The sequence below is a fragment of the Vibrio sp. R11-SG3-ISO3-SZ genome, from assembly GCF_059834345.1.
The window spans coordinates 1-26,209 of sequence record NZ_JCBDGX010000139.1 but is presented as its reverse complement, the minus strand read 5'-3'; the positions used below and the strand labels follow the sequence as shown (position 1 = coordinate 26,209).

General features: G+C 50.4%; 20 protein-coding genes and 1 pseudogene. 5 read left to right on the top strand and 16 right to left on the bottom strand.

What is annotated here, in order from left to right:
* On the top strand, positions 1–818 hold an 818-nt coding region (locus tag AC6R1O_RS16205; protein WP_500657405.1), incomplete at its 5' end, for an alkaline phosphatase family protein.
* 62 nt (positions 819–880) lie between these two features.
* Here AC6R1O_RS16205 and AC6R1O_RS16200 read toward each other — a convergent pair.
* The 8 genes and pseudogenes from AC6R1O_RS16200 to AC6R1O_RS16165 all read right to left on the bottom strand — a co-directional run.
* A complete protein-coding gene (locus tag AC6R1O_RS16200; RefSeq protein WP_500627207.1) occupies positions 881–1,783 on the bottom strand; it encodes a LysR family transcriptional regulator in 903 nt (300 codons plus the stop codon).
* 119 nt (positions 1,784–1,902) lie between these two features.
* Complete coding sequence (locus AC6R1O_RS16195) at positions 1,903–3,198, bottom strand: BatD family protein (RefSeq protein WP_500657404.1); 1,296 nt, start codon at positions 3,196–3,198, stop codon at positions 1,903–1,905.
* Positions 3,195–4,904, bottom strand: coding sequence for a VWA domain-containing protein (locus AC6R1O_RS16190; RefSeq protein WP_500657403.1), 1,710 nt, complete (start codon positions 4,902–4,904; stop codon positions 3,195–3,197). Before AC6R1O_RS16190 ends, AC6R1O_RS16195 begins: the two co-directional genes overlap by 4 nt.
* Positions 4,894–5,967: a vWA domain-containing protein gene (locus AC6R1O_RS16185; protein ID WP_500657402.1), complete on the bottom strand. Its 1,074-nt coding sequence runs from the start codon at positions 5,965–5,967 to the stop codon at positions 4,894–4,896. The genes AC6R1O_RS16190 and AC6R1O_RS16185 overlap by 11 nt, the downstream gene beginning before the upstream one ends.
* The gene (locus tag AC6R1O_RS16180; protein WP_500657401.1) at positions 5,964–6,452 is read right to left on the bottom strand and encodes a DUF4381 domain-containing protein; all 489 of its coding nucleotides are present in this window, start codon (positions 6,450–6,452) and stop codon (positions 5,964–5,966) included. Before AC6R1O_RS16180 ends, AC6R1O_RS16185 begins: the two co-directional genes overlap by 4 nt.
* On the bottom strand, positions 6,449–7,414 hold the full coding sequence (locus tag AC6R1O_RS16175) for a DUF58 domain-containing protein (protein ID WP_500657400.1): 966 nt from the start codon (positions 7,412–7,414) through the stop codon (positions 6,449–6,451). The genes AC6R1O_RS16180 and AC6R1O_RS16175 overlap by 4 nt, the downstream gene beginning before the upstream one ends.
* Before the next feature lie 13 nt (positions 7,415–7,427).
* On the bottom strand, positions 7,428–8,408 hold the full coding sequence (locus tag AC6R1O_RS16170) for an AAA family ATPase (protein ID WP_500657399.1): 981 nt from the start codon (positions 8,406–8,408) through the stop codon (positions 7,428–7,430).
* 131 nt (positions 8,409–8,539) lie between these two features.
* A pseudogene (locus AC6R1O_RS16165) lies at positions 8,540–10,747 on the bottom strand (multiheme c-type cytochrome); the annotation flags it as partial.
* A 397-nt stretch (positions 10,748–11,144) separates the two neighbouring features.
* Between AC6R1O_RS16165 and AC6R1O_RS16160 the strand changes: the two are divergent.
* Positions 11,145–12,701: an arylsulfatase gene (locus tag AC6R1O_RS16160; protein ID WP_487901459.1), complete on the top strand. Its 1,557-nt coding sequence runs from the start codon at positions 11,145–11,147 to the stop codon at positions 12,699–12,701.
* Between the two features lie 90 nt (positions 12,702–12,791).
* On the opposite strand, the gene AC6R1O_RS16155 is transcribed toward AC6R1O_RS16160, so the two are convergent.
* From AC6R1O_RS16155 to AC6R1O_RS16145, 3 genes are all read right to left on the bottom strand, one after another.
* Positions 12,792–15,944 (bottom strand): efflux RND transporter permease subunit, encoded by a 3,153-nt coding sequence (locus AC6R1O_RS16155; RefSeq protein ID WP_500657398.1) that lies wholly within the window; start codon positions 15,942–15,944, stop codon positions 12,792–12,794.
* Between the two features lie 9 nt (positions 15,945–15,953).
* Entirely contained in the window at positions 15,954–17,096 is a 1,143-nt protein-coding gene (locus AC6R1O_RS16150; protein WP_500657397.1) for an efflux RND transporter periplasmic adaptor subunit, read from the bottom strand.
* 98 nt (positions 17,097–17,194) lie between these two features.
* Positions 17,195–17,755: a GNAT family N-acetyltransferase gene (locus AC6R1O_RS16145; RefSeq protein ID WP_487901456.1), complete on the bottom strand. Its 561-nt coding sequence runs from the start codon at positions 17,753–17,755 to the stop codon at positions 17,195–17,197.
* 241 nt (positions 17,756–17,996) lie between these two features.
* Here AC6R1O_RS16145 and AC6R1O_RS16140 point away from each other — a divergent pair, with 241 nt between their 5' ends.
* Positions 17,997–19,124: an acyl-CoA desaturase gene (locus AC6R1O_RS16140; protein WP_487901455.1), complete on the top strand. Its 1,128-nt coding sequence runs from the start codon at positions 17,997–17,999 to the stop codon at positions 19,122–19,124.
* Between the two features lie 138 nt (positions 19,125–19,262).
* Here the strand turns inward: AC6R1O_RS16140 and AC6R1O_RS16135 are convergent, their stop codons facing one another.
* The 4 genes from AC6R1O_RS16135 to AC6R1O_RS16120 form a co-directional block, all read right to left on the bottom strand.
* Positions 19,263–20,462, bottom strand: coding sequence for a type III PLP-dependent enzyme (locus AC6R1O_RS16135; RefSeq protein ID WP_334551929.1), 1,200 nt, complete (start codon positions 20,460–20,462; stop codon positions 19,263–19,265).
* 310 nt (positions 20,463–20,772) lie between these two features.
* A complete protein-coding gene (locus AC6R1O_RS16130; protein ID WP_500657396.1) occupies positions 20,773–22,032 on the bottom strand; it encodes a DEAD/DEAH box helicase in 1,260 nt (419 codons plus the stop codon).
* A gap of 36 nt (positions 22,033–22,068) precedes the next feature.
* Positions 22,069–22,653 carry an acyl carrier protein phosphodiesterase gene (locus AC6R1O_RS16125; protein WP_500657395.1) on the bottom strand — a complete coding sequence of 195 codons (585 nt, stop codon included), beginning with the start codon at positions 22,651–22,653 and terminating at the stop codon, positions 22,069–22,071.
* A gap of 58 nt (positions 22,654–22,711) precedes the next feature.
* Positions 22,712–22,834: a hypothetical protein gene (locus AC6R1O_RS16120; RefSeq protein ID WP_334551932.1), complete on the bottom strand. Its 123-nt coding sequence runs from the start codon at positions 22,832–22,834 to the stop codon at positions 22,712–22,714.
* A gap of 334 nt (positions 22,835–23,168) precedes the next feature.
* Here AC6R1O_RS16120 and AC6R1O_RS16115 point away from each other — a divergent pair, with 334 nt between their 5' ends.
* A complete protein-coding gene (locus AC6R1O_RS16115) occupies positions 23,169–24,371 on the top strand; it encodes an aromatic amino acid transport family protein (protein ID WP_500657394.1) in 1,203 nt (400 codons plus the stop codon).
* Positions 24,372–24,600: 229 nt separating this feature from the next.
* A complete protein-coding gene (gene msrB / locus AC6R1O_RS16110; protein WP_500657393.1) occupies positions 24,601–25,767 on the top strand; it encodes a peptide-methionine (R)-S-oxide reductase MsrB in 1,167 nt (388 codons plus the stop codon).
* Between the two features lie 68 nt (positions 25,768–25,835).
* On the opposite strand, the gene AC6R1O_RS16105 is transcribed toward msrB, so the two are convergent.
* Positions 25,836–26,209 (bottom strand): DbpA RNA binding domain-containing protein (locus AC6R1O_RS16105; protein WP_500657392.1); only part of this gene is annotated, 374 nt, incomplete at its 5' end.

The window sequence follows — 26,209 nt, the reverse complement described above, 5'->3', positions numbered from 1 at the left end:
TGCTGCGTCAAGAGCGCCTTGGACAAAGTGGCTTTACCGATTATCTCGCGGTGAGTTTTTCTTCGAACGACTACGTAGTCCACCTGTACGGACCTGACAGCCTAGAAACCGAAGACAACTTGATTCGTTTAGATCGCACTCTGGCAAAACTATTTAAAACCGTCGATGACCACATAGGTCTGGAGAACACACTGATTGTCCTTTCAGCTGACCACGGTGTGCCTGAAGTGTCACCAAACGCTAGCCAACTCGGTTTTCGTCAAGCAAGCTACTTTGATGTTAACAACATCATCAATGACAACGTGTTAGCAAGATTAAAGAACGAGTTCGGTTTAGGTAAAGAAGCCGTACGCCTTTACGCGCAACCATACATCTATCTTGATCACGACGTGATTGCGAAGAAGAAAATCGCACTCGCGGACGTACAAGCCGCTATTGCTGAAGAAGTTCGCAAAGTGGAAGGCGTTGCTTATGCGGTCACATCAAGTGACGTAGCAGCGAACCGCCTACCCAATACGCGTGTCTTTGATATGGTGAAAAACAACTACCACCCAGATCGCTCTGGTGATGTGTACTTGGTGTTCGCACCGCGCACCTACATCAACGACATGGATGGCCTCACCATCGCATCAACCCACGGTTCACCTTGGCGTTACGACACTCACGTTCCGGTGATCTTTGCTGGCCATCAGGTACCGGCTCAAGTCGTCAACCGCGACGTGACGCCTTACGACATCGCACCAACGTTGTCTAACTACTTAGGCATCACCCTACCGAGTGGCGCCACTGGGCATGTGCTAACGGAAGTGAAGAAGTAACCGTTCAAGAACTCTAAAGAAAAGGGCTTGCATTGAAGCCCTTTTAAATTTGGCATAAAGCACTAATACCCTAACGCCTTCACCGCCTGTTTCAACTGCGTTCTTAACCATTCGTGTCCGCTTTCTTGAGTGCGGCTCGGGTGCCAGATCATACTGAGTTTCTGCTCAGCGTTACTAAAAGGTAATGGGATCGCCTTCAACTGATACTGCTCAGTAAAGCTTTTTAACGCGCGACACGGCCAGATACCAATGTACTCGCCGCCACTGATGACAGGCAGCATTTCAAAAGCGCCTGACGCGCGGTACGCCACCTTGCGCTTTGCTAACTCGGTAATGTGCTCGCCGAGCAAACTGGTGCGGCTTTGCCAGCGCGAGACCACAACGTGCTCCTCCTCCAAAAATCCTTCGAGCGAAATGGTATCGCCAATGCGCGGGTGATCCTTCGCACAAACCACGATCATCTCTTCACTGTAAAGTCGCTCATACTTGAGTTTCGTGCGGTCTCTAGGCTCAATATCAATAATCAAGTCATAGCGTTGCAGACGCAAATCACTTTCGTAGTCTTCGGTAAAGAGAGGGTGAATCTCGAGTGCTATGTTTGGCGCATGCTGTCTGATCTGCTTAAGCAGCAGGGGCAACAACTGGTAACTCGGGACAGAAACAGAGGCAATCGAAAAGGTGCGATTGGTGACTTTCGGGTCAAATTCGCGCGACGCTGAGAGCGTCGAGGTGTAGTTTTTTAGCGCGGCCGACATCGCAGGATAGATATCAATGGCAAAACTGGTAGGCTCTACCCCACTAGTACTACGATGGAACAAGGGCTCGTCGTAAATATCTCGCAAGCGCGCCAACGCTTTGCTCACCGCAGGTTGGCTGATATCCAAGCGTGTGGCCGCACGGGATAAATTCTGTTCTTCGAAGATTGCAACAAAAATGGGGATAAGATTAAGTTCTGTGGTTTTCATATCGATACAGGCTGGCCAGGAAAGGCGTTATTGTAACGAAAATGCCGCTCGGTATCGAAATGAAAACACACAAAATGCTGTCTATATGGCGAAAATCACCCACAAAAAGCGTGTTTCCATCAAGAATCACGCTTGATCTTAGCAAGACTAGGAAGTGCTTTAGGTAAAGCGACATGATTGTGTCTCGCGCTAAAGCGTCCTGAGCCTTGACGGATAAGGCGCCATAGCGCTTGATAGACATTGAGCGATTCGCTCCCCGCTTGCAAAGCGCGGCTTTGCGTCTGCCACTCGTCGTCCTGTTTCGCGTCAGAAAGCGGCTGACTAGGAAGCAGTGTGCGTCGCCCCGTTCGTGCGCGGTGTTCGCGATAAATCAATGCTCTAGCGGCGCCCCACTCTTTTGCTTTCAGCGTACGTCTAAACACGAGCCAAGTGGGTGTTGGGTGCGTGCGATAGTAACGCAGCGTTAGCAGAGCAAACGCAGTAACACTCAACAAGACAACAAGCAGCGCAATCAACCAAGGCGCGTAGGCTTTAAGCCAAGAGCTGAGCGTATGTTTAATCACAAAACTCTGCCCCTCAATCGTCATATGCTCAAGTTGCTTCGTCTCACTGTTCCACCACTGGAATTCGATATCGGGCAAGGTTAAGGTTCCACCTCGCTGCAAGACATACACTACCTCTTCTTTACGCTCTGAACGATAGTTACCTCGCTGCTGCGTATCGTCGAGGGCACTGGGTTGTGAGTAGGCTTGGTAAAAATCCGATCGCGACCCATCGAGAAGTTCGGGCAGCAAAACGGAGAGGCTATCATTGGCCGTGATACTTACCGTTCTCGTGATGCTATCCCCGACATGAAGCGTTTCATTGGAGCGTTGCCACTGTTGGGAAACCTCAACCGCACTAGCGCTAAACCAGCTCTTTTGCGTGTCTATCAGACCAGAAGGCAATATAACCTGAAAAGGTAACGGTGGCGTTTGCAGCGTCCCGGACAACGGCTTGCCATCTTCCGCCGACACAGTGATACCCAAAGCCAACGGTGGTACGACATAATCACCCGACGCTTGAGGATAGAGCGTGATCTCCCAACGTTGATGTGACCAGGTTTCGCCATTACGACGCTCCGTGTAGTTAGTGGCTCTCGGGTTACGCTGCATCGCGATCACATTTGCCAACTCCACGTTTTGAATGCGCGTCCCTGCCGTAAACCAACGCGGCGTACTGACATCAATCGTCATGATTATCTGCTCATTCACGGTAAACTGGGGCGTTGCGCTTGGCGCTTGTTCGTCACCTAGCCAAGCGCGGATTTCGACTTGCGCGCTGCGCTGTTTACCGCCAAACGTCTGGGCATGCACGTTCGTCGACATTAAAGCGGCAAAACAGGCACACGTTAGCCAAACCATGATGGATTTCATTGAGACTCTCCCTGCGCCGATTGCTGCTGAAGATAAAATTTCGTGCGTAAGAAACGTTTGGGATCCGCTTCCACTCGTTTTAGCCACTTATCCGCGAGCTCATCACTGCCTAAAATCTCGCGGGCGTTTAAGCTCTCTTTGTTGAGCAGCTCTTCAACGGTATTCTCTTCGGCGCCATCGGCGGTTTGAGGGTTATCAGACAACTCATACGAGTCTTCCAACCCATCCGACACACTGGTCTGGCTCTCGCTTAAGCGGTTGATCTCTTCAACGATCCCAGCCAACACATCGCGGTTATTGAGCACGTCTTTTCTTAGCACTTCGGGCAGATTCTTGTCATCAAGCAAACCATTGAGCAAGTTGCGCGCGGCCAAATATTCCCGTTGGCGCGCCAAGGCACTGGCGGCGTTATACAAACCGAGATAGTGCGACTCATCACGCTGATCATTTTGCATCGAAAGAAACGCCGTGTGGGCGAGCTTGTATTCAGCGGCGTAGTAATAGGCCACGCCTTTATGCAAAGGGCTCTGATAATGTTTGGCTGCACGTAAATAGTCGCCGCGGTTAAACCAGCGCTGGCCTTGCTGATCTGGGGTTAACCAGAGATTCCACCACCACTGCGCCGCCTCATCAAGAATGGTCGGTATTTCAACGTTTACGGGTGATTCGGCATGCGTCGAAACAGTTTGCGCTAGCACTGGCGATGGCAGGCCTACCGGGCCAAGCAATGTCAGCGCCACACACCACTGGACCAGCCAGCCTTTTCTAAACCACAACAACATCAGCAACATCACCGGAATCAAAAGCCAATACCCCATATCTTGCCAAGGCATCGCCGAATCGCCGTTCATTTGCATATTACGCTCAACGTAACGGTTGATCCGCTCGACGTCGCTCTCATCAATGCTCATTTCAACCACTCTTCCGCCGACAGCATCCGCCAACTGATTGAGTGACTGAAGGTCGAGTGGGGATTTCGCCTGACTGGTGCTCGCCACTTGCTCATTGCCCGCCGCCAGAATGACGAGCTGATAAGGACGCTCAACAAAAAAGCGTTGATAGGCATCAATAGCACTCGGCGTGACACCATCACTGACCAATAGCACTGTTGAGCCCGGTTGCTGATTGAGCTGATCATCGATCAGCGCCAAGGCGGTATCGGCGTTCTTACCCGATTCGGGCATGATGCTTGGTTCGATCGCGGCTAAAAATGGCGCAAATACCGCGACATCTTGTGTCAAGGGCATAGCAGTGTGACCACTACCCGCAAACACGAGCAGTCCGGTGCTGCCACCACTTCGTAGGGCTAACAAGTCACGAATTTTATGTTTTGCACGTTCTAGTCGACTTGGCGCGACATCGGTTTCCAACATGGTATCACTGCTATCGAGTACCACCAGCATCGCTGCTCGATCTTCACCAAACGGCGACGCCTCGCGCTGCCATGAAGGGCCTGCGCACACCACTATCGCCAAAGTAACGATCATCACCAACAGTTTGAGGGGTAGCTGCTTGCGCCACCCTATATCACCAATGAGTAACGCCTTTCTAAGGTGCGCTGGTAAGACTTCCTGCCAACTCGGTTGACTCTCTTCTCGCCAACGCAGCCAAAGCAAAAGCAACATTGGAACCAGTGCCAACAACCAGAAAGGACGAATAAAATGAAACTGGGTAAAAAACTGTACCCACAGCTGGCTATCGAACACCTTGACCTCCTGACTGTGAGCGACGTGCTCGATGAATGCGCTTGCTTGTCGCCAGCGCAAACGCGAGTAAATAGATCACCACAACCACGGCGATGAACTGATGATGAATACTCTGTTTAGGCCGATAAGTTAGGCTTTCAAACAGTTCGGGTTCGATGTCTGAAATGATCTGATAGGCATCACTAAGCGCCGCCCTGTCAAGCGCTTCGAACGCACGTCCACCGGATTCACTGGCGATCCGTTCGATCACCTCCATATCCAGCGCAGTTTCACCCACCGTTTGCGGATCGCCCATCGCTATAACGTGGATACGAACCCCTTTTGCTTTGGCGACTTTTGCCGCGTCGATGGGTTCAACAAAGCTGCCCGTGTCGTTCCCGTCGGTGAGGACGATCGCCACTTTTTCGCGTGCACGAGCCTCGTCACCTGTTTGCGTGTTGCTGTCACTTTGTTCAAACACTTTGATTGCCAAACCGATCGCATCGCCAAGGTGGGTGCTTTGCCCAGCCATCGCCACATCGGTTTGCGACAAGAGTTCAAGCCACACGTCATGGTCAACGGTAAACGGTGTTTGCACAAACGCTGCGTCACCAAACAGAATTAAGCCTAGTCGGTCCCCTTGGCGCGATTGCGCAAACTCTTCCAGCACTTCTTTTGCGGCATCAAGACGGGAGACTTTTTGACCTGAGGCACTGGTAAAGTCAGTTTCCGCCATCGACCCGGATAAATCGACCACCACCATCACATCACGGCCGATACTTTCTCTCACTTGTGGTTCGCCCAACACCGTCGGTTTAGCAAGCGCCATCACCACCAGCACCCATGAGAGCAGCAACGTCGCACGCTGCCACCAAGTCGGTTTAAGCTGACTTGCCCCTTGACTTGGCGCCTCGCCCATTGCTTCAACCAAAAGGTTAAAAAATGGCACTTTGGTCGCCATCTGCTTGGTGCGATAAGCCGGTGCCCACCAATGGATAAGTAGTGGCAGCGGCAACACCACAAACCAAGCGGGGTAAGAGAACTGAAAGCCACTAATGGATAAAAGACTTTGCCAACTATTCATCGTGCGCGCTCCTGATGACGACTCAGCCACTGTTTCGATTGCGCAATCAGCGCTTGTTTGTCGTGAGCGCTAAGTGGCGCCGCGGGATTAACTAAATGATTCATCCAACGCTCAGCAAGCGAGGCGTCAAACGGCGCATCCACACAAATGGCATTGAGCTTATCCGTAAAGGGGGCGCCAAATAACGGACTGTTGCGGCTATCTAGATAGACCAGCACCACTTTAATGATGTGAAAGAGCTGCGCAGCAAACTGGGGGTCATTCAGTTCAAGCCTTGCAATGGCGTTCAGCGCTTCTTGGCGGTAGCGATTGCGCCACCAAAAGCGCGCATAGCGGTAGCCGCCATACAGCGCAGCGAGCAGGATAAACAGCGCGACGAGTTTCCAACCCAAGGTTTGTGGCCACCAGCTGATGCTCGCGGGCACAGCGACGTCGTGCAAATCACGCAAAATGTAGGTGCTTGGTGGCGTATGTGTCATACTCATCCTCGCCCTCCTACACGGCGCTGAAACTGCGCAATGTGTTCACCGTCGGTGGCCAATTCAATGTACGGCAAGGTCTTCGACTCCATCAAACGACTGAGCGATTGACGTTGATTCTTCATCCGTTGCTCCAACTCTACATTGGCTTGAGATAGCTTATTGCGACTATCGAGATTCAACTGGTATTCGCCATCGCCAACCACCCAATTCATTGTGGCCAATCGGGACGGCAGTGATTGCTCTAAGGGATCACTGACCATCACCGCCAGCACATCATTGTGTTGTTGGAGCTGCTTAAGACGATCAACATCATGATCTTGGCAGTCGTGCCAGTCACTGATCATGATAATAGTGGTCTGTTTTAAGCGCATGCGTTGCAGTTGCTCCATCCAATGGGAAAAGCTCACGGACGCAGTATCGGTACTGTCCACATTGAGCGCTTGGTTGGCCTTAACCAGGTGTTTGAGCTGACCAAGCAGTTGATTTTGGCTGCGCTGAGATTTGCTGTGCACAATAGACTGGCTAGAGGCGAGGGAAAAACCGACCCGATCGCCATCTTTAAGGACGCGCCAAGCACACAAGGCAGCCACTTCCGCGGCCACCACAGATTTCATCACCTGCACAGAAGAGAAATACATCGAACTGCGTTGGTCAACGCAGATCATCACGTTACGATCTTTCTCTTCGGTATAGCTTCGTACATGAGGCTTACCGGTGCGCAGGGTCACTTTCCAATCCAAGTTGCGAATGTCATCGCCTAACTGATAATGGCGCAGCTCTTCAAAGTTGAGCCCACGGCCACGAAACAGTGACGTATTGCGCCCCGCCAATACGCTGGCCGATTTTAAATGCGGCAGCAGCGTGAAGGATTGTGCTTGAGCTTGCAGGCGTACTAACGTGGCGTAATCACTGTAGAGCCTTGGGTCGAGCCCTTGTGATTTCGGTGCTAATGTCGGCTTAGCCATCACTGCCCCTTACTTATCCAATCGCTACACAATCAAGCAGTTCATTGACCACGCGTTGATGATCAACACCATCGGCCAACGCATCATAAGTCAAGGTAAAGCGGTGACCGAGCACCGCAGGTGCAACGCTTCGCACATCGTCTGTCGTGACGTGGTCACGTCCTGCGAGCCAAGCGCTTGCGCGCGCGCACTTATCAAGCGCAATTGACGCACGTGGGCTCGCGCCCACCTCGATCCACTGAGCGAGGTTTGTTTCTCCGTAGCGCTCGGGTTTACGCGTTGCCATCACCAGTGCCACGATGTAATTTTCTACCATCTCGCCGACGGTAATGGATGGCAGTTGTTTGCGCGCGTCCAACACATGCTTGACTTCAATTGTATTTAAATCTGGGGTCGCACGATTGGCCGCACCCAACTCCTCGCTGCGTACAAGGCGGATAATGTCTCGCTCCGCTTCGTCTTCTGGATAGTCGACCGTCACTTTCATGATAAAGCGGTCCATTTGCGCTTCTGGTAAGGGGTAGGTCCCCTCTTGCTCGACGGGGTTTTGCGTCGCGAGCACCATAAATAGCTCAGGTAAGGTGTGCGTTTTATCGCCGACCGTGATCGTGCCCTCGGCCATTGCCTCAAGGAGCGCCGCCTGCACTTTTGCCGGCGCGCGGTTCACTTCATCAGCCAAAACAATCGAATTGAAAATCGGACCCGGTTGGAAGTGGAGTTGGTGATGGCCATCGATTTCTTGATACACCTCAGTGCCCGTCACATCGGAAGGCAACAAGTCTGGCGTAAATTGGATGCGGCCAAAGCGTGTATTAAGAAGGTTCGCCAGCGATTTGACCGAGCGTGTTTTCGCCGTACCCGGTAAGCCTTCTAACAAGATGTGACCATTGGTCAATAAACCAATCACCAATGCGCGTACGACGTGGCTTTGCCCGATAACACTCTTCTCTGTTTGTTCAATCAGGGCGGCAATGGCCTGCTGTGCTTGATTCATTTTGTGCTCCACTCTATTTAACCGCAATGTTGCTGCTACTCGCTCGTCTCCAATGAGACCGTATGGCATCTGCCCTATCCTAGCGATTTACCCTATAACTATTGGTTATACCTGTCATACTTCGCCCCTTACTAAGGCGTTAATCCAATCCGCGCGCGCAGTTGCCCCACCACCTCTGGGGGGACCACTTGCGCCAATGTGCCCAGACACGCCTTGAGGGCATCGTCTACCTCAGCGCTGTGTCGGTTGCGCGCTAAGACTTCACACTGGGCATAAAGATGTTGAGGGTTACCGCCCACTTGATACGCTTGATTGAGCGCCTGACTGGCAGCCATTACATCGCTGCCCTCAAGGGCAAGACCGTACACATACCAATATTGGGCATTGGTTTGCGCGCCTTTGGCTGCCATGGCCAGATAATCATTGGCCTTTGCTCGATCGCCGCTGCGAAGCAAGGATAACCCTAGGCTGTAAGGGATGATCGAGGAGTTGGGCTGCGCAGTAAGACCACTCAGCAGCACCTCACGTGCTTTACTCTCGTCGCCTTGAGTGCGGTAAAGATCGGCTAAGTTGATGTAACTGTTCTCAAAATACGGCTCAATTTGGATGGCTTGCTGATACAAACGTTCGGCCTGCACACTGTCGCCCATCTGACGGTGCACATTGCCAAGATTAACGCGACCAAAGCCGCGATCGGCGTTAAAGCGTTGAATCTCGATATACTCCTCAAGCGCCGGTTTCAATTGCGCTTTTTGTTCCGCACTCATCGACAAATAACCACTGACTAACGCGGCGGCGGTTTCGGTTCGCACGGCAAGGACTGGATCACTAAGCAGCGGTGAGAGTATTTTCCACTGATCAACAAACTCGTACCCCGACGCCCCTTCAATGGCGCCAAGGCGAATCATCTCATTGTCGTGTTTGACTGCTCGGGCAAGCGAAATCAACGTATTTTGACTCTGATTTCCCGCCATGCGCTCTAGCGCAGAGGCGCGAATAATTGGCGCCAACGAGGCATCTTGCGCGCTGTAGGCTAGCGCATCGGCGCTGCCTTGATGCCCAATCTCATCGGCGTAAAAAGCCACGGCAAAATGTTGCTGATTTCGATAAGGAGAATCTGAGAACCATTCAGCGACTTGCTCGTCCGCCCACTGCGCACTTTGATCTGTGTGACAGGAGGTACAGACATTAGGCGTACCAATATGCTTGGCAATGTCGGCGCGCGGCACGTGCCAGCTGTGATCGCGCCTTGGATCCACCTGCATATACGTCGTCTCTGGCATGTGGCACGTCGTGCATTTCGACGCCTCACTGCCTGCAGCATGGAAGGTGTGCTTCTCTGGGGTATACTCAGAAGCTAGGTGGCATTGTGCACAAACGGCCTCTTCCGCCACTTTCAATGTCGCACTGTGTGGCTCATGACAATTACTGCACGTTACACCTTTTCTAGCCATCTCCGACTGCAAGAACGACCCGTATACATAATCTTCATCGTAAATTTGGCCATCATGGTGATAAAGCTCTGGTGTGATCAAGCTTAAGCGGTACTTGTCAAAAAATGATCCGTTCACGTGATCGCCCGTCTCATTTAACTGGGTCCGACGGCTGTGGCACTGGGCGCAAGTTTGCACTTGCGCTGTCGGTACGATTGCGTCTGGCTGTAAGGTCGAATGCCCTTCTTGATAGACCCAATTAGCGACCGATTGGCCTAAATCACGGTCAAAGCCAAGGTGGGCACTCTGCTTTGACCATTCACTGATCGGCTGATGTGCATACTGCTTTGCTTGCTCAACGTGTACACTTCCCGGGCCGTGGCACGCTTCACAGCCGACATTGATCTCAGACCAAGTCGTGTTGTATTGATTGCTCTCGGCGTCATAATTTTTCTTGAGGTTAGTAGAGTGACAATCAGCGCACATAAAGTTCCAGTTTTGGCCACTATTGGTCCAATAGAACTCATCGGTAGGCGTCGTATCTGGGTAAAGATGAAACCAGCGCTGTCCACCATCTGATTTAGGTCTTGAATCCCATGCATAGGGAATCAGTTGTACTCGGCCATCATCAAAGGCAACCATGTACTGCTGCAGAGGGTCAAAACCAAAAGTATAAAGAATCTGATGATCTTGCATTTCACCGTTTGGTCCTTCCAAGGTGACCCAATATTCTTCGTCTTTTTTGTAGAACCGAGACTTTTTCCCATTGTGCGTCATGCTCGCATCTTGGAAATCACCGAGCACTGAATCGGATTTAGCATGGCGCATCGCCATATCATGGTGAGAACCCTGCCATGCAGTATAAGGCTCTTGGTGACAATCGATACAAGCCTCAGAGCCAACGTACTGGAACTCTGCGTTGGAGGGAAATGAGAGAGCGCCAGTCATCATGAGTCCCAAATGGGTCAAACATTGTAAAAAACATCTCAGTTTGTTGCTTACTGATATCCCTATGGACATAGCTTCTCCAACCTAAAATAAATCTATTTAAATCATACGCGTTAAGGTTAATCGACTTCATTTGATCATCCAATAAGTTGAACCTGCTCTCACATCTCGCCATTAACTTTACAGAACGAAAGGCCAATTAATCATTTAACGCCGTTAAATCAGCAACTTAAAAAGTGCGCATAACCTTAGGTTATATTAACTATAAAGAGACTTTCACAAATTTGGCTACTATTGTATGGCGATAAGAGCAAAGTCTTTGTTCTACACAACTCACATAACTATTGGAGTCCTTATGGCTAACCATCTAAGCAAACTGGCTATGGGTGTCGCAGCAATCGCTACGTCTACCATGGCTGTCGCTGCGGATAAACCGAACATCCTAGCGATCTGGGGTGACGATGTTGGTATCTTCAACATCGGTGCATACAACAACGGCATGATGGGTTACGAAACCCCAAACATCGACCGTATCGCTAACGAAGGTGCACTGTTTACTGACCACTACGGTCAGCAATCTTGTACTGCAGGTCGTGCTGCCTTCTTGACAGGTCAAGAACCGTTCCGTACTGGTCTTCTGACTATCGGTATGCCAGGTTCAGATCACGGTATTCCTGATTGGGCTCCAACCATTGCTGATCTTCTTAAAGAACAGGGCTACATGACCGCTCAGTTCGGTAAGAACCACATGGGTGACCAAGACAAGCACCTTCCTACTGCGCACGGTTTTGACGAATTCTTCGGTAACCTTTACCACCTAAACGCAGAAGAAGAACCAGAGACCTACTACTACCCGAAAGATCCTGAGTTCCGCGCAAAATACGCTCCACGTGGCGTTATTAAGTCAACGGCTGACGGTAAGATTGAAGATACAGGCCCAATGACGCGTAAGCGTATGGAAACGGCAGACGAAGAGTTCCTAGAAGCATCATTGAACTTCATGGAGCGTGCAGTGAAGGCGGACAAACCTTTCTTCATCTGGCACAACACCACACGTATGCACGTTTGGACTCGTCTACAAGAGAAATACCAAGGCGCATCAGGCATCTCTATCTACGCTGACGGTATGTTAGAGCACGATGATCACGTTGGTGTGCTACTAGATAAGCTCGATCAACTGGGTGTTGCTGACAACACGATCGTTATCTACTCAACCGACAACGGTGCGGAAACAGGCACATGGCCAGACGGCGGTGCAACTTTCTTCCACGGCGAAAAAGGCACCACTTGGGAAGGTGGTTTCCGTGTACCTCAATTGGTTCGTTGGCCTGGCGTAATCGAACCTGGTACTAAGATCAACGACATCATGTCTCACAAAGACTGGATCCCAACGCTACTTGCAGCGGCTGGCGATGACAAAGTCGTAGATAAGCTAAAATCAGATAAGGGTGCGAAATACAACGGTAAGAACTGGCGTGTACACCTAGATGGCTACAACTTCCTACCTTACTTTGAAGGCAAAGAAGAGAAAGGTCCTCGTGAGTCTCTACTTTACTTCTCAGCTAACAGTGACTTAGATGCTGTTCGTTGGAATGACTTTAAAGTTCAGTTTGCGCATATGGAAGGTAACATCGCTGACGGCGTACGTTTCCAAACCAACTGGCCTTCAATTGTTCACCTACGCGCTGACCCATTTGAAAAAGCACCACACGAATCTGGTCTGTACCTACGTTGGATGGCAGATAACATGTGGTTGTTTGTTCCGGTACAACAGCAGATCGCACCATTCTTGGCAACGATCAACCAGTACCCGTTCCAAGCAAGCCAAGTGTTGAACCCAGGTAACTTCAACCAGAACGTGATGATGCTTCAAGGTAAACTGAAGCAGCTTGAAGCGGCGACAGCTAAGTAATTAGCCTTACTCGCTAAGTTCATCCAAAGCAAAACGCTCTGCCACATGGCAGAGCGTTTTTTATGCATTCAACAGTATGTGAAATCCAAGTTATTCATCATCCATCGGAATCAATTTCGTCGGGCCACCATGTACTTTTTCCCTCTGCCTCTGCACCAAAGCGTAGAAACCTGGGATTAAGAAAGTACCTGCAAGTAGAACACACAACAGCCCGCCGATAAGAGAAACACCTAACGAGTTTTGACTGATGTGGCCCGCACCATTGGCAAAGATCAATGGGAAGATACCCAAGATAAACGACCAAGACGTCATATTAACGGCGCGAAAACGCAGCTTACCGCCCTGAACTGCCGCCTCATCGATCGGTGACTCTTTCTCTTCGCGCTCGACCTTAGCGAACTCGACAATCAAAATGGCGTTCTTCGCCGCCAAGGCAATCAGCAGCACCAGTCCGATTTGCGCATAAAGATTGAGTGGCATTCCGGCAAGGTTTAACGCCAAGAACGTGCCGAGCGTTGCAACCGGCACAACCAAGATGATCGCCAGTGGAATACTCCAGCTTTCGTACTGCGCCACCATGAATAAGTAAATAAAAATCAACGCCAGCGCGAACGCGAAGATCGCTTGGTTACCGGCTAAGACTTCTTGGTAGGCCATGCCTGTCCACTCGTATTGGTAGCCTTGTGGTAACACTTCCGCAGCGACTCGCCCCATCGCTGCAATCGCATCGCCACTGGAGTAACCCGGTGCCGGTTGTCCTTGAATAATGGCGCTGCGGTACATGTTGTAACGCCATGCCACATCGGGCTCAAACACCTGCTCGTAGCTAACCAAAGTACTCAGCGGCACCATCTCTCCCGACTGACTGCGCACATGGAAACGCTGCAAATCGTCCATGCCGCGGCGATGCTCGCCATCGGCTTGCATCGTGACGCGGAAGTTTTTACCGAACATGGTGAAGTCGTTGACATAGAGTGAACCCAGGTTGCCTTGCAGCGTCTGGAATACCGACGACAACGGCACGCCCAATTGCTGTGCTTTTTCACGATCAATATCGATGTAATAGTGCGGTACGTTCGCCCTAAAGGTACTGAAGGTATACGCGATCTCAGGTTGCTGATTGGCCGCTGCAATCATCTGCCCCATGACCAGCGCCAGATCGGTTCGGCTACGTCCCAACGTGTCTTCGAGGACGAACTCAAATCCAGACGCGGCGCCCATGCCTGGCACGGCAGGCGGTCCCATTGCGAATACAACCGCCTGCGGTAGTGTCATCGCTGCTTTACCGTTGATCCTCTGGGCGATCGCGTTGGCGCTGTGATCACCTGTGAGCGCATTGCGCGTATCCCAATCATGCAGTTTAACAAACAGAGATGCACCGTTTGACGCTGCGGCACCGGTCATAAAGGAGTAGCCATTCGCTACCGTCACGCCATCTACGCCCGGCTCCTGGCTGACCAAATCAATCAGCGAACCCGTGACCGCCTCAGTCCTCGACAAAGACGCAGAGTCAGGCAACTGGACATTGATCAACAAGATCCCTTTGTCCTCTTGGGGAACAAAAGCGGTAGAGGTCGTTTTAGCGAAAAAGCCGACCGCTACCACGGCCACAACAAAGAATCCAGTCAATAAAACGGTCTTTTTCACCAAGAAACCCGCGATTTGACCATAGCGATGCGTCACTTTATCTAACCCGCGGTTGAAGACGTTAAACCAACGGGCGGTATTGCCTCCGCCTTGTTTTAGCACCAAAGAACAGAGTGCCGGCGAGAGGGTCAGCGCGTTGATGGATGAAATCACCACAGAGATACAGATGGTTAACGCGAACTGACGGTACATAATGCCGGTAATACCCGGCAACATAGCAACAGGTAAGAACACCGCCAGCAACACCAGCGTCGAGGTAATGATCGGCCCTGTCACCTCTTTCATCGCCAGCAAAGTGGCTTTACGCGGGGAAATGGTCGGGTCTTTCGCCATCGTGGTATCCACGTTTTCGATGACCAAAATCGCGTCATCAACCACAATACCGATGGCCAGAATCAAACCAAACAAGGTGACGGTGTTAATCGTAAAGCCCGTCGCTTGCATGATGGCAAAAGTACCAATCAAGGAGACTGGAATAGCAAACACGGGAATTAAGGTGGCTCGCGCGCTGCCTAAGAACAGGTAGGTCACCGCAATCACCAACAAAATCGCCTCAATTAAGGTTTTGACCACCCCTTTGATCGATTCAGCGACAAACACTGTGGTGTCATAACTGGTCTCATACGCCATGCCTTCTGGGAAGTTGGCGCTCATGCGTTCAAGCAAATCCATCACCGCTTGACCACTTTCTAGCGCATTGGCATCCGATTGCAGTGACAACGCGACAATCGACGCATCGCGGCCACGGAACTGACCGCTTCCGTCGTAAAACTTTTTGCCCAGTTCCACTCTTGCCACGTCTTTCAGATAGACAGTCGACCCATCATGGTTGGCGCGCAGCACCACGTGCTCAAACTCTTCAACGCTCTCCAAGCGGCCTTTGGTGACCAAGTTGAACTGCACTTCCTGAGTTTCGCTATACGGAGCAGCGCCCACTCGCCCGGCAGCCACTTGCACATTTTGTTCACTGAGCGCGGCGTAGACATCCGATGTGGTCAGTTTCAGGTTAGCCATCTTGTCTGGATCGAGCCAAACACGCATTGCGTATTCGCCTCCTCCGATAACGTTGACTTCACTGATGCCTTTCACTCGCGCGAGCTGATCTTTGACGTTGAGGTTGATGTAGTTGATCAAAAACTGATCGTCATACTTGCCATCGGGTGAGTAGAAGTTGAGCACCATCAGCAAATCTGGCGAGCGCTTTTTCACCGTCACACCGACCATACGGACTTCTTGGGGTAGCTTTGACTCAATCTGCGAGACGCGGTTTTGGACATTTACCTGCGCCATGTCTGGATCGGTCCCCACGTCGAAGGTGACATTGAGGCTGTACGAACCATCATTAGCGCTTTTTGATGACATGTAGATCATGTTCTCAACGCCGTTAACCGAGGTTTCTATCGGATCGGCAATGGCTTGCTCAACGACTTCGGCACTCGCCCCCGTGTAAAACGCGCTCACGCTGACCGAAGGAGGACTAATTTTCGGGTACTCAGCAACAGGCAAGATTGCCAACGCAATCGCTCCAGCTAAGGTTAATATGATCGAGATAACCAGCGCGAACTTAGGGCGCTGGATAAAGAAACGACTTAGCATCCTGCCCCCTTACGATTGCGTCGCATTTGTCGACGTTTCATCTTGCGGTGAAACATGGACAGGCACGCCATTACGGACACGTTGCAGACCTTGGGTAATCACTTGCTCGCCAGCCATCACGCTATCTCGAATGATCACCCCTTGCGGTGTTTGCTGACCAAGCGTCACGTTGCGGCGCTCAGCAATATTCCCCTTTGCTAGGATCATAACAAAGTGCCCTTCTAAGTCGGTTTGTACTGCACGTCTTGCCACCACTACCGCCGGCTTTGCTTGTTTCTCTCGCAACTCAACACGAACATGTTGCCCGGGAAGCAAGCGATAATCAGGGTTTGGCACACGCGCGCGCATCGCGATAGTGCCTGTGTTGAGATCAATACGATTCCCTAAATAGTCCAGCTCGCCAAAGTGGTCGAAAGGTTGACCGTTTTCAAGCAGCACCTGTACTTCGACAGAGTGGGGCCCTTCACGGCCATCGCCTTTGATTGAATCCATCCCGAGGGCTAAGCGTTCACGTTCACTGACGCTAAACGCGGTGTGGACAGGGTCAAGACTGACGAGCGTTGTCAGCACGCCACTTTGCGGAGAGACCAGATCGCCGGTGCTGAAGTGGCTTTCGCTGATGCGACCCGAAAACGGTGAGCGAATTTGGGTATACGAGAGATTGACTTCTGCCAAGTTGACTTGCGCTTTGCCTGCTTCAACTTGTGCTTGCGCGCCAAGCAAGTTGGCATTCAAATTGTCAAATTCTGACTGCGAGATGCTGCCTTTGGGCAAGAGGTTTTTCCCGCGTTCGAAATCGAGTTGCGCTTTTTTCAGCGCGGCGTTGGCCTGCGCCAAGCTTGCTTTAGCACTCGCCAATTGCGCTTCAAATGAAGAAGGTTCGATAGTGAAAAGCAGCTGACCTTTTGCGACCATCTGCCCTTCGTCAAAATGGCGCGCTTTAAGATAGCCTGTCACTTGTGCCGTGATGTTGGTGTCTTCCACCGCCTCCACGCGGCCAATGTAGGATTTGCTTTCTTGGTAGGAAATTTCAGTGACAGGTTCAACGACCACTAACGGCGCTGATCCACCTTGGGCAGCCGTAGAAGAATCGTTGCAACCTGTAATAAAAAGCGCACTGGTGAGCGCAGTGATGATTAACGTCTTTTTCATGATAAACCGCTAATGAAATGAAATAGGTTCATCATGAACATAAACACAATTCACATCGCTTCTGTCCGAGAAGTATCAGAGCGATACCGTATTGTGTATCAGTTTGTAACTAAACGCCTTTGCAATAAGTTATCAACTTGTTGATACAAAACGTCGGGCGATGGCCAAGTATAAACCAGTTCTGGAACTTGAGTACCACATGGGGCATTCCATAGCCTCTCTTGTGCTAACTGACCACCAATATGCTCATAGAAATCAATCGCCTGCTGATTCCCCTTGAGTACTTCAAGATACACGCCGTTATCGGGGAAATATTGACGTGCCCAATCGGCAATCGCTTTGAGTAGTGTCAGGCCAATACCGCGGCCGCGGAAGTAGTCATCCACATGAAGGGCATCAATGATGGTGCCGCGCTCAAAATCATGATTACCAAAACCACACACAAAGCCGCACAATAGCCCACCTTCTTCAATCACATACACCGCTTGATTGAACGGTGGATTGGTTAAGCGCGTTTGCCAGATGATTTTACGTTCGGATTGTACCTCTTCTCCGAGATACGCTTTAGATAGGATGCCAGAATAGAAGCGTTGCCAACTTTTTGCATGCAATCCTGCTATACGCTCGAAGTCGCTATATTCCGCTACTTTTATTTCCATTTATAGTTCCTTATTACTTCCTGTAAGGATGAATCACACATTCATACTATGGAATATTTAACAAAAAGCCAAACATCCTGTCAAAGATAAGCAATAAATCCGGGCCTATTTGGTTCACTTTGCAAACAAAACAGTGAATTACTCTGTTACAGATTTAGCTCTCAGTCCTTTCAACTTTCGTTTGACTTACACGTGTACGCTGACTATTCTAGCGAACACGTGTTAGCTGAAGGTTTGCATCATGTCGATTAAGGAAAAGCCGCCTCTCATTTGGGTCAATGTTTTACTGTTTGTTTCTACCTTTTTAGTCGCTGCGATTGCCGCTCCGTGGTATGGCATCGAGTTTGGTTATCAGTGGCAACACTGGTTCTGGCTGGTGGTGACGTACTCGTTTTGTAATCTCTCCATTACTGCAGGCTATCATCGCTTGTGGTCCCACAAAACCTACCAAGGTCACTGGTCTATCCGATTGCTGTTTGCGCTCGGTGGTGCTTTTGCTCTGCAAAACAGTATCCTCCATTGGAGTTCTGACCATCGCGTCCACCACAAACACGTCGACAACAATGACAAAGATCCATACTCGGCCAAACGCGGGTTTTGGTTTTCTCACATTGGCTGGATGCTAAGAAACTACAATCAAGAGATATACGCCGATTACGCCAACTGCCGCGACTTACAGAAAGATAAGATCGTGATGTGGCAACACAAACACTATCTCTTACTCGCGTTGGTGACCAACCTTGGTATTCCTGTGGCCCTTGGCCTTCTATATGGCGATGTTTGGGGCATGGTGTTGATGGTGGGCGTCGTGCGTTTGGTGCTGAGTCACCACTCCACCTTCTTCATTAATTCATTGGCGCACATCTGGGGCGCTCAACCTTACACGGACAAGAACACCGCACGTGACAACGGGATTCTCGCGTTCTTCACGTTTGGCGAGGGGTACCACAACTACCACCACATCTTTGAAAATGACTACCGCAATGGTATTCATTGGTGGCAGTACGATCCAACTAAGTGGCTAATCAAAAGTTGTGAATGGGTAGGATTGGCGGAGAAACTTCGCGTGACTCCCAAGATTAAGATAGAGAAAGCGCGCGCAAAAATGACGCTAGAGCGAGCCAAATCTAACATTCGCTCTATGCCAAATGCGAGCCTCATCAGCGATACGCTCAACAAAGAGTTTGAGCAGTTGATGAGCAAAATGACCGACTACTACGAGGTGAAGAAGCAGGTCCTCGAAGCGAAGAAAAGCAACATGGTTGAGCGCTACGAGCAATCCCTCTTAAAACTGCGCTATCAACAGTTGAAACAGGATCTCGCCGCACAAAAACGTCGCTGGGAAGGACAGATCGCTCAATACGCCTAATCAGAACACTTTGTTCAGTCTAAAGTATCTAAACTAAAAGCCTTAAATGATCAAAGGGAGCTGACGCTCCCTTTGTTGTATTCATGTTTCGATAATGGTTGTCTTGATTAGAGTACCGCTCAAGCCGCACTCTGGCTATTAGCCAATCATACGCTCGTCTTGTACACGATGCTCGTTGATCAGCACCGTCGTCGCACGTTTGAAAAAGTTGAAGTCGGTCGCGGTCGCACTAGTGTACGCACCCATCATGCGGCCCACCACCAAGTCACCATTTTCGAGCATCGGTAGCATGATGTTTTCCGCAATCACGTCAATACTGTCACAGGTTGGACCTGCCAGTACGCTTGGCATCATCTCGCCACCTTGCTTCAGTACCGCCATTGGGTAAGGCGCATCATCAAACATGAGACCACTGAACGAGCCATAGATACCATCGTCTAGGTAGTACCACATCTGACCTTCACGCTCCGCTTGGCCCATCACCGATGCCACACTGGTTACTGCCTCTGCCACAATAAAACGTCCTGGCTCAGCAATCACCTGCACTGTTTCTGGTAGGGTAGCAAGTGCTTGGTTGATCGGTTGGCAAAACTCATCAATCGGCATCACTTTTTGTGTATAGCACACTGGGAAACCTCCGCCGATATCTAAAGTACTCAGTGCCGGAAGCCCTTTCGCCACCACTTTGTCCATGACATCACGGCAGGCGTGAATCGCGTCGACGTATTTCTGCGGGTTCATCGTTTGTGAACCCACGTGGAAAGAGAGTCCTTTAATGCGAATATTCCACATTTGCGCTGTCTCAATGATCACGAGTGCTTGCTCTGGCGTGCAACCAAATTTCTTCGACAAATCGGCAAACGCTTCATTGTTGCGAAAACTCAAGCGCACTAGCAGCTCAACTTCATCTTGATAAGGCTTAAACTTCGCCAACTCGTTCAAGTTGTCGACCACAAACACGTTGCAACCGTACGCTAAGGCATCACGGATATCGGCATCACGTTTGATTGGGTGAGTATGAATCGTGCGCTCAGCAGGCACGCCCTGCTCGGCCACCAATTCCACTTCGCCGGTAGTGGCAAGGTCAAAACTCGCCCCTTCTTCAAGCAGAGTGCGAACAACAGCAGGGTGTGGCAGTGGCTTAAGTGCGAAGTGCAAGGTGACATTCGGCAGTGCACGGCTTAGCGCTTGGTAGCGTTCACGAATGATGTCGCAATCGAGGAGCATCAAAGGTGCGCCATATTGGCTCACCGCTGATTCGATGAATTGCGCTTCACTCGCTGCCATCGCAGGGGAAGCAAAAGATTGAAAACCAAGTACTGAGTGTGTGTTAGCCATGATAGCTTTCTCCAACAATTTAGGCATTGCTCGTCGCGCTGCCCTATTGGAGGGGTAAGCAAATCGATGAACAATGGAGCGTCAATAAAGCGCAATACGCGCAGTCAAAGTCACTCTTGGATAGTTGCTCTATCGCCTTGCCACAAAACAGAATGTGATGTACTCGGATTGGCTATCATCAAGAAGCAGGGCGATAGTAAGGTCATGAGTCGGTCAGTGCAATAGGAAATGGGCAAAAGAAAAGAGACTTATTTTTATCGTCTAGATAAGGATTCTTTATTCACTCCACACGATGACCTAACGCCTGTGATCAGCCCTTTTTCTGTCCGCGTCCCGCATGAATTTTCAGCTTGGCTTTCATTTTACGCTTTTCCGATGAACGGCTTTTTTTCCTTGGCGCACGATCAGGTTCCATCTCTTCAATCAGACTCGGTTCGAAGCCCGCCAGCCACTCTTGTGGCAAGCGCTGATCAAGCAAACGCTCAATCGCCTCAAGCAGGTACTCTTCGTCTTTTGCCATCAAAGAGACCGCTAGCCCGGCTTGACCCGCGCGACCCGTACGGCCAATCCGGTGAATGTAGTCTTCCGCTTTGTAAGGTAAATCGAAGTTCACCACCTGCTCTAATTGCGCAATGTCTAAGCCTCGCGCGGCGACATCCGTGGCAATCAACGCACGCACTTTACCTGATTTGAAATCGTCTAGCGCTTGTTGGCGTGCCCCTTGGCTTTTATCACCATTGATAGAAGCAGCCTTAATGCCATCTAACTTTAACTCTTTGGCCAAGCCATCACTGCCCTGCTTGGTTTTGGTAAAGACCAACACCTGCTGCCAGTTTTTAGATCCAATCAAATAGGCCAACAATTCCGCTTTGCGTTTTTTGTCGACCGGATAGACCATCTGCTCCACTTTCTCAGCGGTACTGTTGGCCGGAGACACTTGCACGACTTGCGGATCATTGAGCATTTTGTGCGCCAGCGTTTTAATGCGTTTATCAAAGGTGGCAGAGAAAAACAGCGTTTGGCGATCTGGGTTTGTCACTTTGAGAATGCGCTGAATATCAGGCATAAAACCCATATCCAACATACGATCCGCTTCATCCAACACCAAGTAACGTGTTTTCTTAAGTTGGATGTGTTTACAGTAAAGGTGATCAAGCAGGCGCCCAGGCGTAGCGATCAAAATATCACAGCCATTGGCGAGGTGACGCGTTTGTACATTGATGCTTGTGCCGCCATACGCGGTGACAATGTGCAACTCACTGGTCTGATTGTACGCGCTGAGGTTGTCGTACACTTGCTGCGCTAACTCACGCGTTGGCACTACGATCAGCGCCAGCACATCGTTGCTTTGTGGATCGCGCTTTAACGCCGCTTGGCTTAAAAGTTGGATAATCGGCAAACCAAACGCGGCGGTTTTCCCCGTACCGGTTTGCGCACCGGCCAACAAATCGACTCCTTGCAGTACTTTTGGAATGGCCTGCTCTTGTATGGCTGTGGGCGTATCGAAACCCAAACGTTCCACCGCTGCGACAAGCGAAGAATCAAGACCAAGTTGAGTAAATAGAGACATTGTGCAATTCCAAATAGAGACGGGTCGGCGATTCTATCAGAAACTCTGCGCAGCGTTGAGTACGTCTGAATACAATTGGTCGAAAATCGCCATTAAGTGAGCAGATTCTCTGCTTAAATCCTCACCGCAATGCGCCAATGGCGTCATTCTAGGCGAGCGCTGAGCAATTCGGCTCAGTGCAAAGCGGATGTTGTCGAGCTCTTGATACGAGCTCAACCATTGACCTTGGTGCATTGCGTTAGCAACACGCATAAAACGTTCAGGTAGTGGCTGCTCTGTCTGCTGAGCTTGGCGTAGAACGGTGCGCATCGCAGATTGACTGAATTGCTCAAGCGAGACGGGATGATACTCATCAAAGCGGCAGGCTAACGCATGGTCCCAGAACATATCTAACGCGATGGGCGCATAACGCCTTTTTTCACGGGCGAAAAGCAACTTTGCCTGCGCGGTTAATGGGTGGCGATCAGTGTACGAATCGACAAATCGATGCAACTTAATGCCATCCACCACTGAAGGATGAAAACGCCCCTCGGGATTGCCTTTAACAAAATCCCCGAGCAAGTTTCCCATTAGGTTTGACTCACACGCGGTCGCGATATGTAGGTGAGCGAGGTAGTTCATAAAACACAAAGCCAGCGCATCCGCACTGGCTATTCTCTAAAAGAGGGTTGGGTAACACTTACTGACCAAAAAGTTCTTTGGCGAGTTCGAGGGTTTCTTCATCGTAGTTCGATAAATCAAACCCGATTTCCATCGCATCGAGGAGTTCAAGATTCTCTTCGTTGATTGCTTGGTCACTCATAGGACCTCCTTATTCTTCATTTCCCCTGCTCGAGCCTCAAGCAGGTCTCCTTTATACGTCTGTTATATGACACTTTTTTGAAAAGTAAAACCCCTTGGCACTCGATAGCGCACTGAGATCCAGTGCAAAACGTTTGCATGACTGCCAGAATAGGCATTACACACCCAACTGTAAATATAAATGCACACTCATGGAGATTTATCTGTACGAGTCTCTTGATCTCAAGGGAAAGCTCCAACATAATCGCCATCAAGTTAAATAAAGCACTAACCCTGCCCTTATTAACACCATTATTCTCTAACCAAATACCAACAACACGTAAAGAATTTAATACATGTCTAAATCAAAGGTTTTCGGTAGTACTTTGATCATTGCTGGTACCACCATAGGTGCGGGTATGCTGGCCCTGCCACTTGCGTCCGCTGGGATCGGATTTTCCACCTCTCTACTCATCATGCTCGTGTTGTGGGCCCTGATGGCTTACACCGCGCTATTGATGGTCGAGTTGCATCAACACGCCGACGCCAAAGCGACACTGCACACATTGGCCGAGCAATTTCTCGGTAAGCGAGGAAAGTGGCTCGCCAGTTTTGCCATGATGTTTCTATTCTATGCACTCTGCGCTGCTTACATCGCAGGGGGTGGCGCGCAGTTTGGTGAGCGTATAACGCAAATTGCCGCCATTGAGGTCTCACCTGCCATCGCCACCATCGTATTTACACTCATTGTTGCTGTCGTGGTGACCATTGGCACAAGCACCGTGGATAAAGTCAATCGCGTACTCTTTAGCGTGAAGCTGCTAGCGATGGCGTTGGTGCTGACCTTCCTAGCACCCAATGTGACACAATCTTACCTACTGAGCCTCCCGATTGAGCAAGGTTTGATCATCGCCGCTATTCCCGTGATTTTCACCTCATTCGGTTTTCACGGCAGTATTCCCGCCATTGTGAATTACTTGGACGGCCACACGACCTCACTGCGCCGAGCGATTATGATTGGCTCGGCGATCCCCTTGGTGATTTACCTATTTTGGCAGTTGGTGACTCTGGGCGTTGTCAGTCAAAGTACGCTGATGGACAACCAAGGCCTGAGCGCACTCATTCGCACCTTGGGCGAACAAGTCCATCAATCTAACTTGGCGCAAACCATCGGCCTGTTTGCTGACCTTGCACTGCTGACTTCCTTCCTCGGTGTCAGTTTAGGCTTGTTCGAGTTCCTCGGCGATTCGCTGACGACATCGACGCGCCGCCCGAATCGTTGGGTTATTGGCCTCGTGACCTTCTTGCCGCCGATGGGCTTTGCCCTTTTCTATCCTGAAGGCTTTATTATGGCGCTCGGTTACGCGGCGATTGCCTTGGCGGTATTGGCGATATTCCTACCTGTATGGATGGTGAAGCGCTCAAGACAAACTCACCAGAGCGCGGGCTATCAAGTCATCGGTGGCAACATAGCGCTGAACATATGTGGGCTGACAGGGCTTATCATTGTCGGCGCGCAAGTGCTCATCACTGCAGGTTGGCTCCCGGCTCTGGGTTAAGCAACATTAATAGTCAGTGATTATGGATGATGGAAAGGCAGCGTGGCTGCCTTTTTTTGGTTGTGGGTTGTGGGTTGTGGGTTGTGGGTTGTGGGTTGTGGGTTGTGGGTTGTGGGAGCGAGTTTGATCGTTGGGGGTGGAATAGGAGTATAGGGAGACGATTTTATGTGAAAGTTTTTCGTAACTGGCTCTGTCTTGTGTAGAGATAGTCAAATTCAACGAGGTTGATATGAAACTGAACAGTCACGTGACCTTAGCCCTTATTGCCATTGCGGCAGTGGCGACGTCTTTTCTTGGTCATACACAAAGCGCGGAAGATAGCCCCTCAACGAGCGCCGCTCAGAATACCGCTCAGATAGAAACCGCAACGCTCGCCGGCGGATGTTTCTGGTGCACGGAATCGGATCTGGAAAAGTTGGACGGTGTGATTGATGTAGTGTCCGGCTATTCCGGTGGTACGCTCGACAATCCGACCTATAAACAAGTCTCTTCAGGCAAAACCGGGCATATCGAAGTGATTCAGGTGACCTTTGATGCCTCTCAAGTAAGCTATGAGCAAGTGCTCGATCAGCTGCTGCGCCATATTGATCCTACCGATGACCAGGGCTCATTTGTTGACCGAGGTCGTCACTATCGCCCCGCCATTTTCTATCACAACCCCCAACAGCGAGATATTGCAAACCAATTCCTCGCCGAGGTGGACATGTTAGGCGTGTTTAAAAAACCACTGAAAGTAGAGCTCATTGCGTTTGATACCTTCTGGCCTGCAGAGGAGTACCATCAGGACTACTACAAAAAGAGTAAAGTGCGTTACAACTACTATCGTTACGCATCTGGACGCGACCAATATCTGGACTCGATTTTTGGTGAAGACCGCAACGAAAACCCAGTGACGCTACGTGAGATGATCGACCAAAGTTCCGGTCAAGCCAGTGGCTCGACATCAGAGGTGACAACCTACGTAAAACCGAGCGATGACGAACTCAAAGCTCGCCTAACCGATCTGCAATACTACGTAACCCAAGAGGAAGGGACTGAGCGCCCATTTGACAACGAATATTGGGACAACAAACAAGCAGGTATCTATGTGGACATCGTCACTGGTGAACCGCTGTTTTCATCAACCGATAAATATAAATCGGGCACAGGCTGGCCGAGCTTTACCAAGCCGATCGATGAGAGTTACATTGTCACTAAAACCGACTTTAAGCTCATCTACCCAAGAACAGAAGTACGCAGTCGATTCGCTGACTCTCACCTAGGCCACGTTTTTAAAGATGGGCCGGCGCCAACAGGGTTGCGCTACTGCATGAACTCAGCGGCGATGAAATTTATCCCGCTTGAGGAGATGGCTAAACAGGGCTACGAGCACTATCTCTATTTGTTCGAAGGCTGATTGAATTACCATAAAAATAGCCAGCGTCATTGCTGGCTATTTTGTCTTTCCATCGGGTGTAATGACGATTATTTCATCACTCGCGCTTTAAAGGTGCGGCCTTTCATCTTACCGGTTTGTAGCTGTTTTAGTGCCGTTTTGACGGCATCATGCGTCACCGCGACATACGACACCATAGGTAGGATGTTGATTTTGCCAATCTTACTGCCATCAATGCCCGCTTGTTTGGTCAACGCTCCTAAGATATCGCCCGCGCGCACTTTTTGCTTCTTACCGCCGAGGATTTGGATGGTTTGCATCGCTGGATAATAAGGTCTTTCCATCGGCTTTTCCGGCACCGATTGTGGTGTGATCTCTATGTCCATGTACTCTTCAATTCGCGCTACGCGGTACTGCTCTTTTTCACTGAAAAAGCTCAATGCCATCCCTTTTGCGCCCGCAC

Excerpts from the sequence above, each read along its gene's own strand:
- AC6R1O_RS16200 (WP_500627207.1), bottom strand. The coding sequence starts at position 1,783 with ATGAAAACCACAGAACTTAATCTTATCCCCATTTTTGTTGCAATCTTC.
- AC6R1O_RS16195 (WP_500657404.1), bottom strand. The coding sequence starts at position 3,198 with ATGAAATCCATCATGGTTTGGCTAACGTGTGCCTGTTTTGCCGCTTTA.
- AC6R1O_RS16185 (WP_500657402.1), bottom strand. The coding sequence starts at position 5,967 with ATGAATAGTTGGCAAAGTCTTTTATCCATTAGTGGCTTTCAGTTCTCT.
- AC6R1O_RS16180 (WP_500657401.1), bottom strand. The coding sequence starts at position 6,452 with ATGAGTATGACACATACGCCACCAAGCACCTACATTTTGCGTGATTTG.
- AC6R1O_RS16175 (WP_500657400.1), bottom strand. The coding sequence starts at position 7,414 with ATGGCTAAGCCGACATTAGCACCGAAATCACAAGGGCTCGACCCAAGG.
- AC6R1O_RS16170 (WP_500657399.1), bottom strand. The coding sequence starts at position 8,408 with ATGAATCAAGCACAGCAGGCCATTGCCGCCCTGATTGAACAAACAGAG.
- AC6R1O_RS16160 (WP_487901459.1), top strand. The coding sequence starts at position 11,145 with ATGGCTAACCATCTAAGCAAACTGGCTATGGGTGTCGCAGCAATCGCT.
- AC6R1O_RS16155 (WP_500657398.1), bottom strand. The coding sequence starts at position 15,944 with ATGCTAAGTCGTTTCTTTATCCAGCGCCCTAAGTTCGCGCTGGTTATC.
- AC6R1O_RS16150 (WP_500657397.1), bottom strand. The coding sequence starts at position 17,096 with ATGAAAAAGACGTTAATCATCACTGCGCTCACCAGTGCGCTTTTTATT.
- AC6R1O_RS16145 (WP_487901456.1), bottom strand. The coding sequence starts at position 17,755 with ATGGAAATAAAAGTAGCGGAATATAGCGACTTCGAGCGTATAGCAGGA.
- AC6R1O_RS16140 (WP_487901455.1), top strand. The coding sequence starts at position 17,997 with ATGTCGATTAAGGAAAAGCCGCCTCTCATTTGGGTCAATGTTTTACTG.
- AC6R1O_RS16135 (WP_334551929.1), bottom strand. The coding sequence starts at position 20,462 with ATGGCTAACACACACTCAGTACTTGGTTTTCAATCTTTTGCTTCCCCT.
- AC6R1O_RS16130 (WP_500657396.1), bottom strand. The coding sequence starts at position 22,032 with ATGTCTCTATTTACTCAACTTGGTCTTGATTCTTCGCTTGTCGCAGCG.
- AC6R1O_RS16125 (WP_500657395.1), bottom strand. The coding sequence starts at position 22,653 with ATGAACTACCTCGCTCACCTACATATCGCGACCGCGTGTGAGTCAAAC.
- AC6R1O_RS16120 (WP_334551932.1), bottom strand. The coding sequence starts at position 22,834 with ATGAGTGACCAAGCAATCAACGAAGAGAATCTTGAACTCCTCGATGCG.
- AC6R1O_RS16115 (WP_500657394.1), top strand. The coding sequence starts at position 23,169 with ATGTCTAAATCAAAGGTTTTCGGTAGTACTTTGATCATTGCTGGTACC.
- msrB (WP_500657393.1), top strand. The coding sequence starts at position 24,601 with ATGAAACTGAACAGTCACGTGACCTTAGCCCTTATTGCCATTGCGGCA.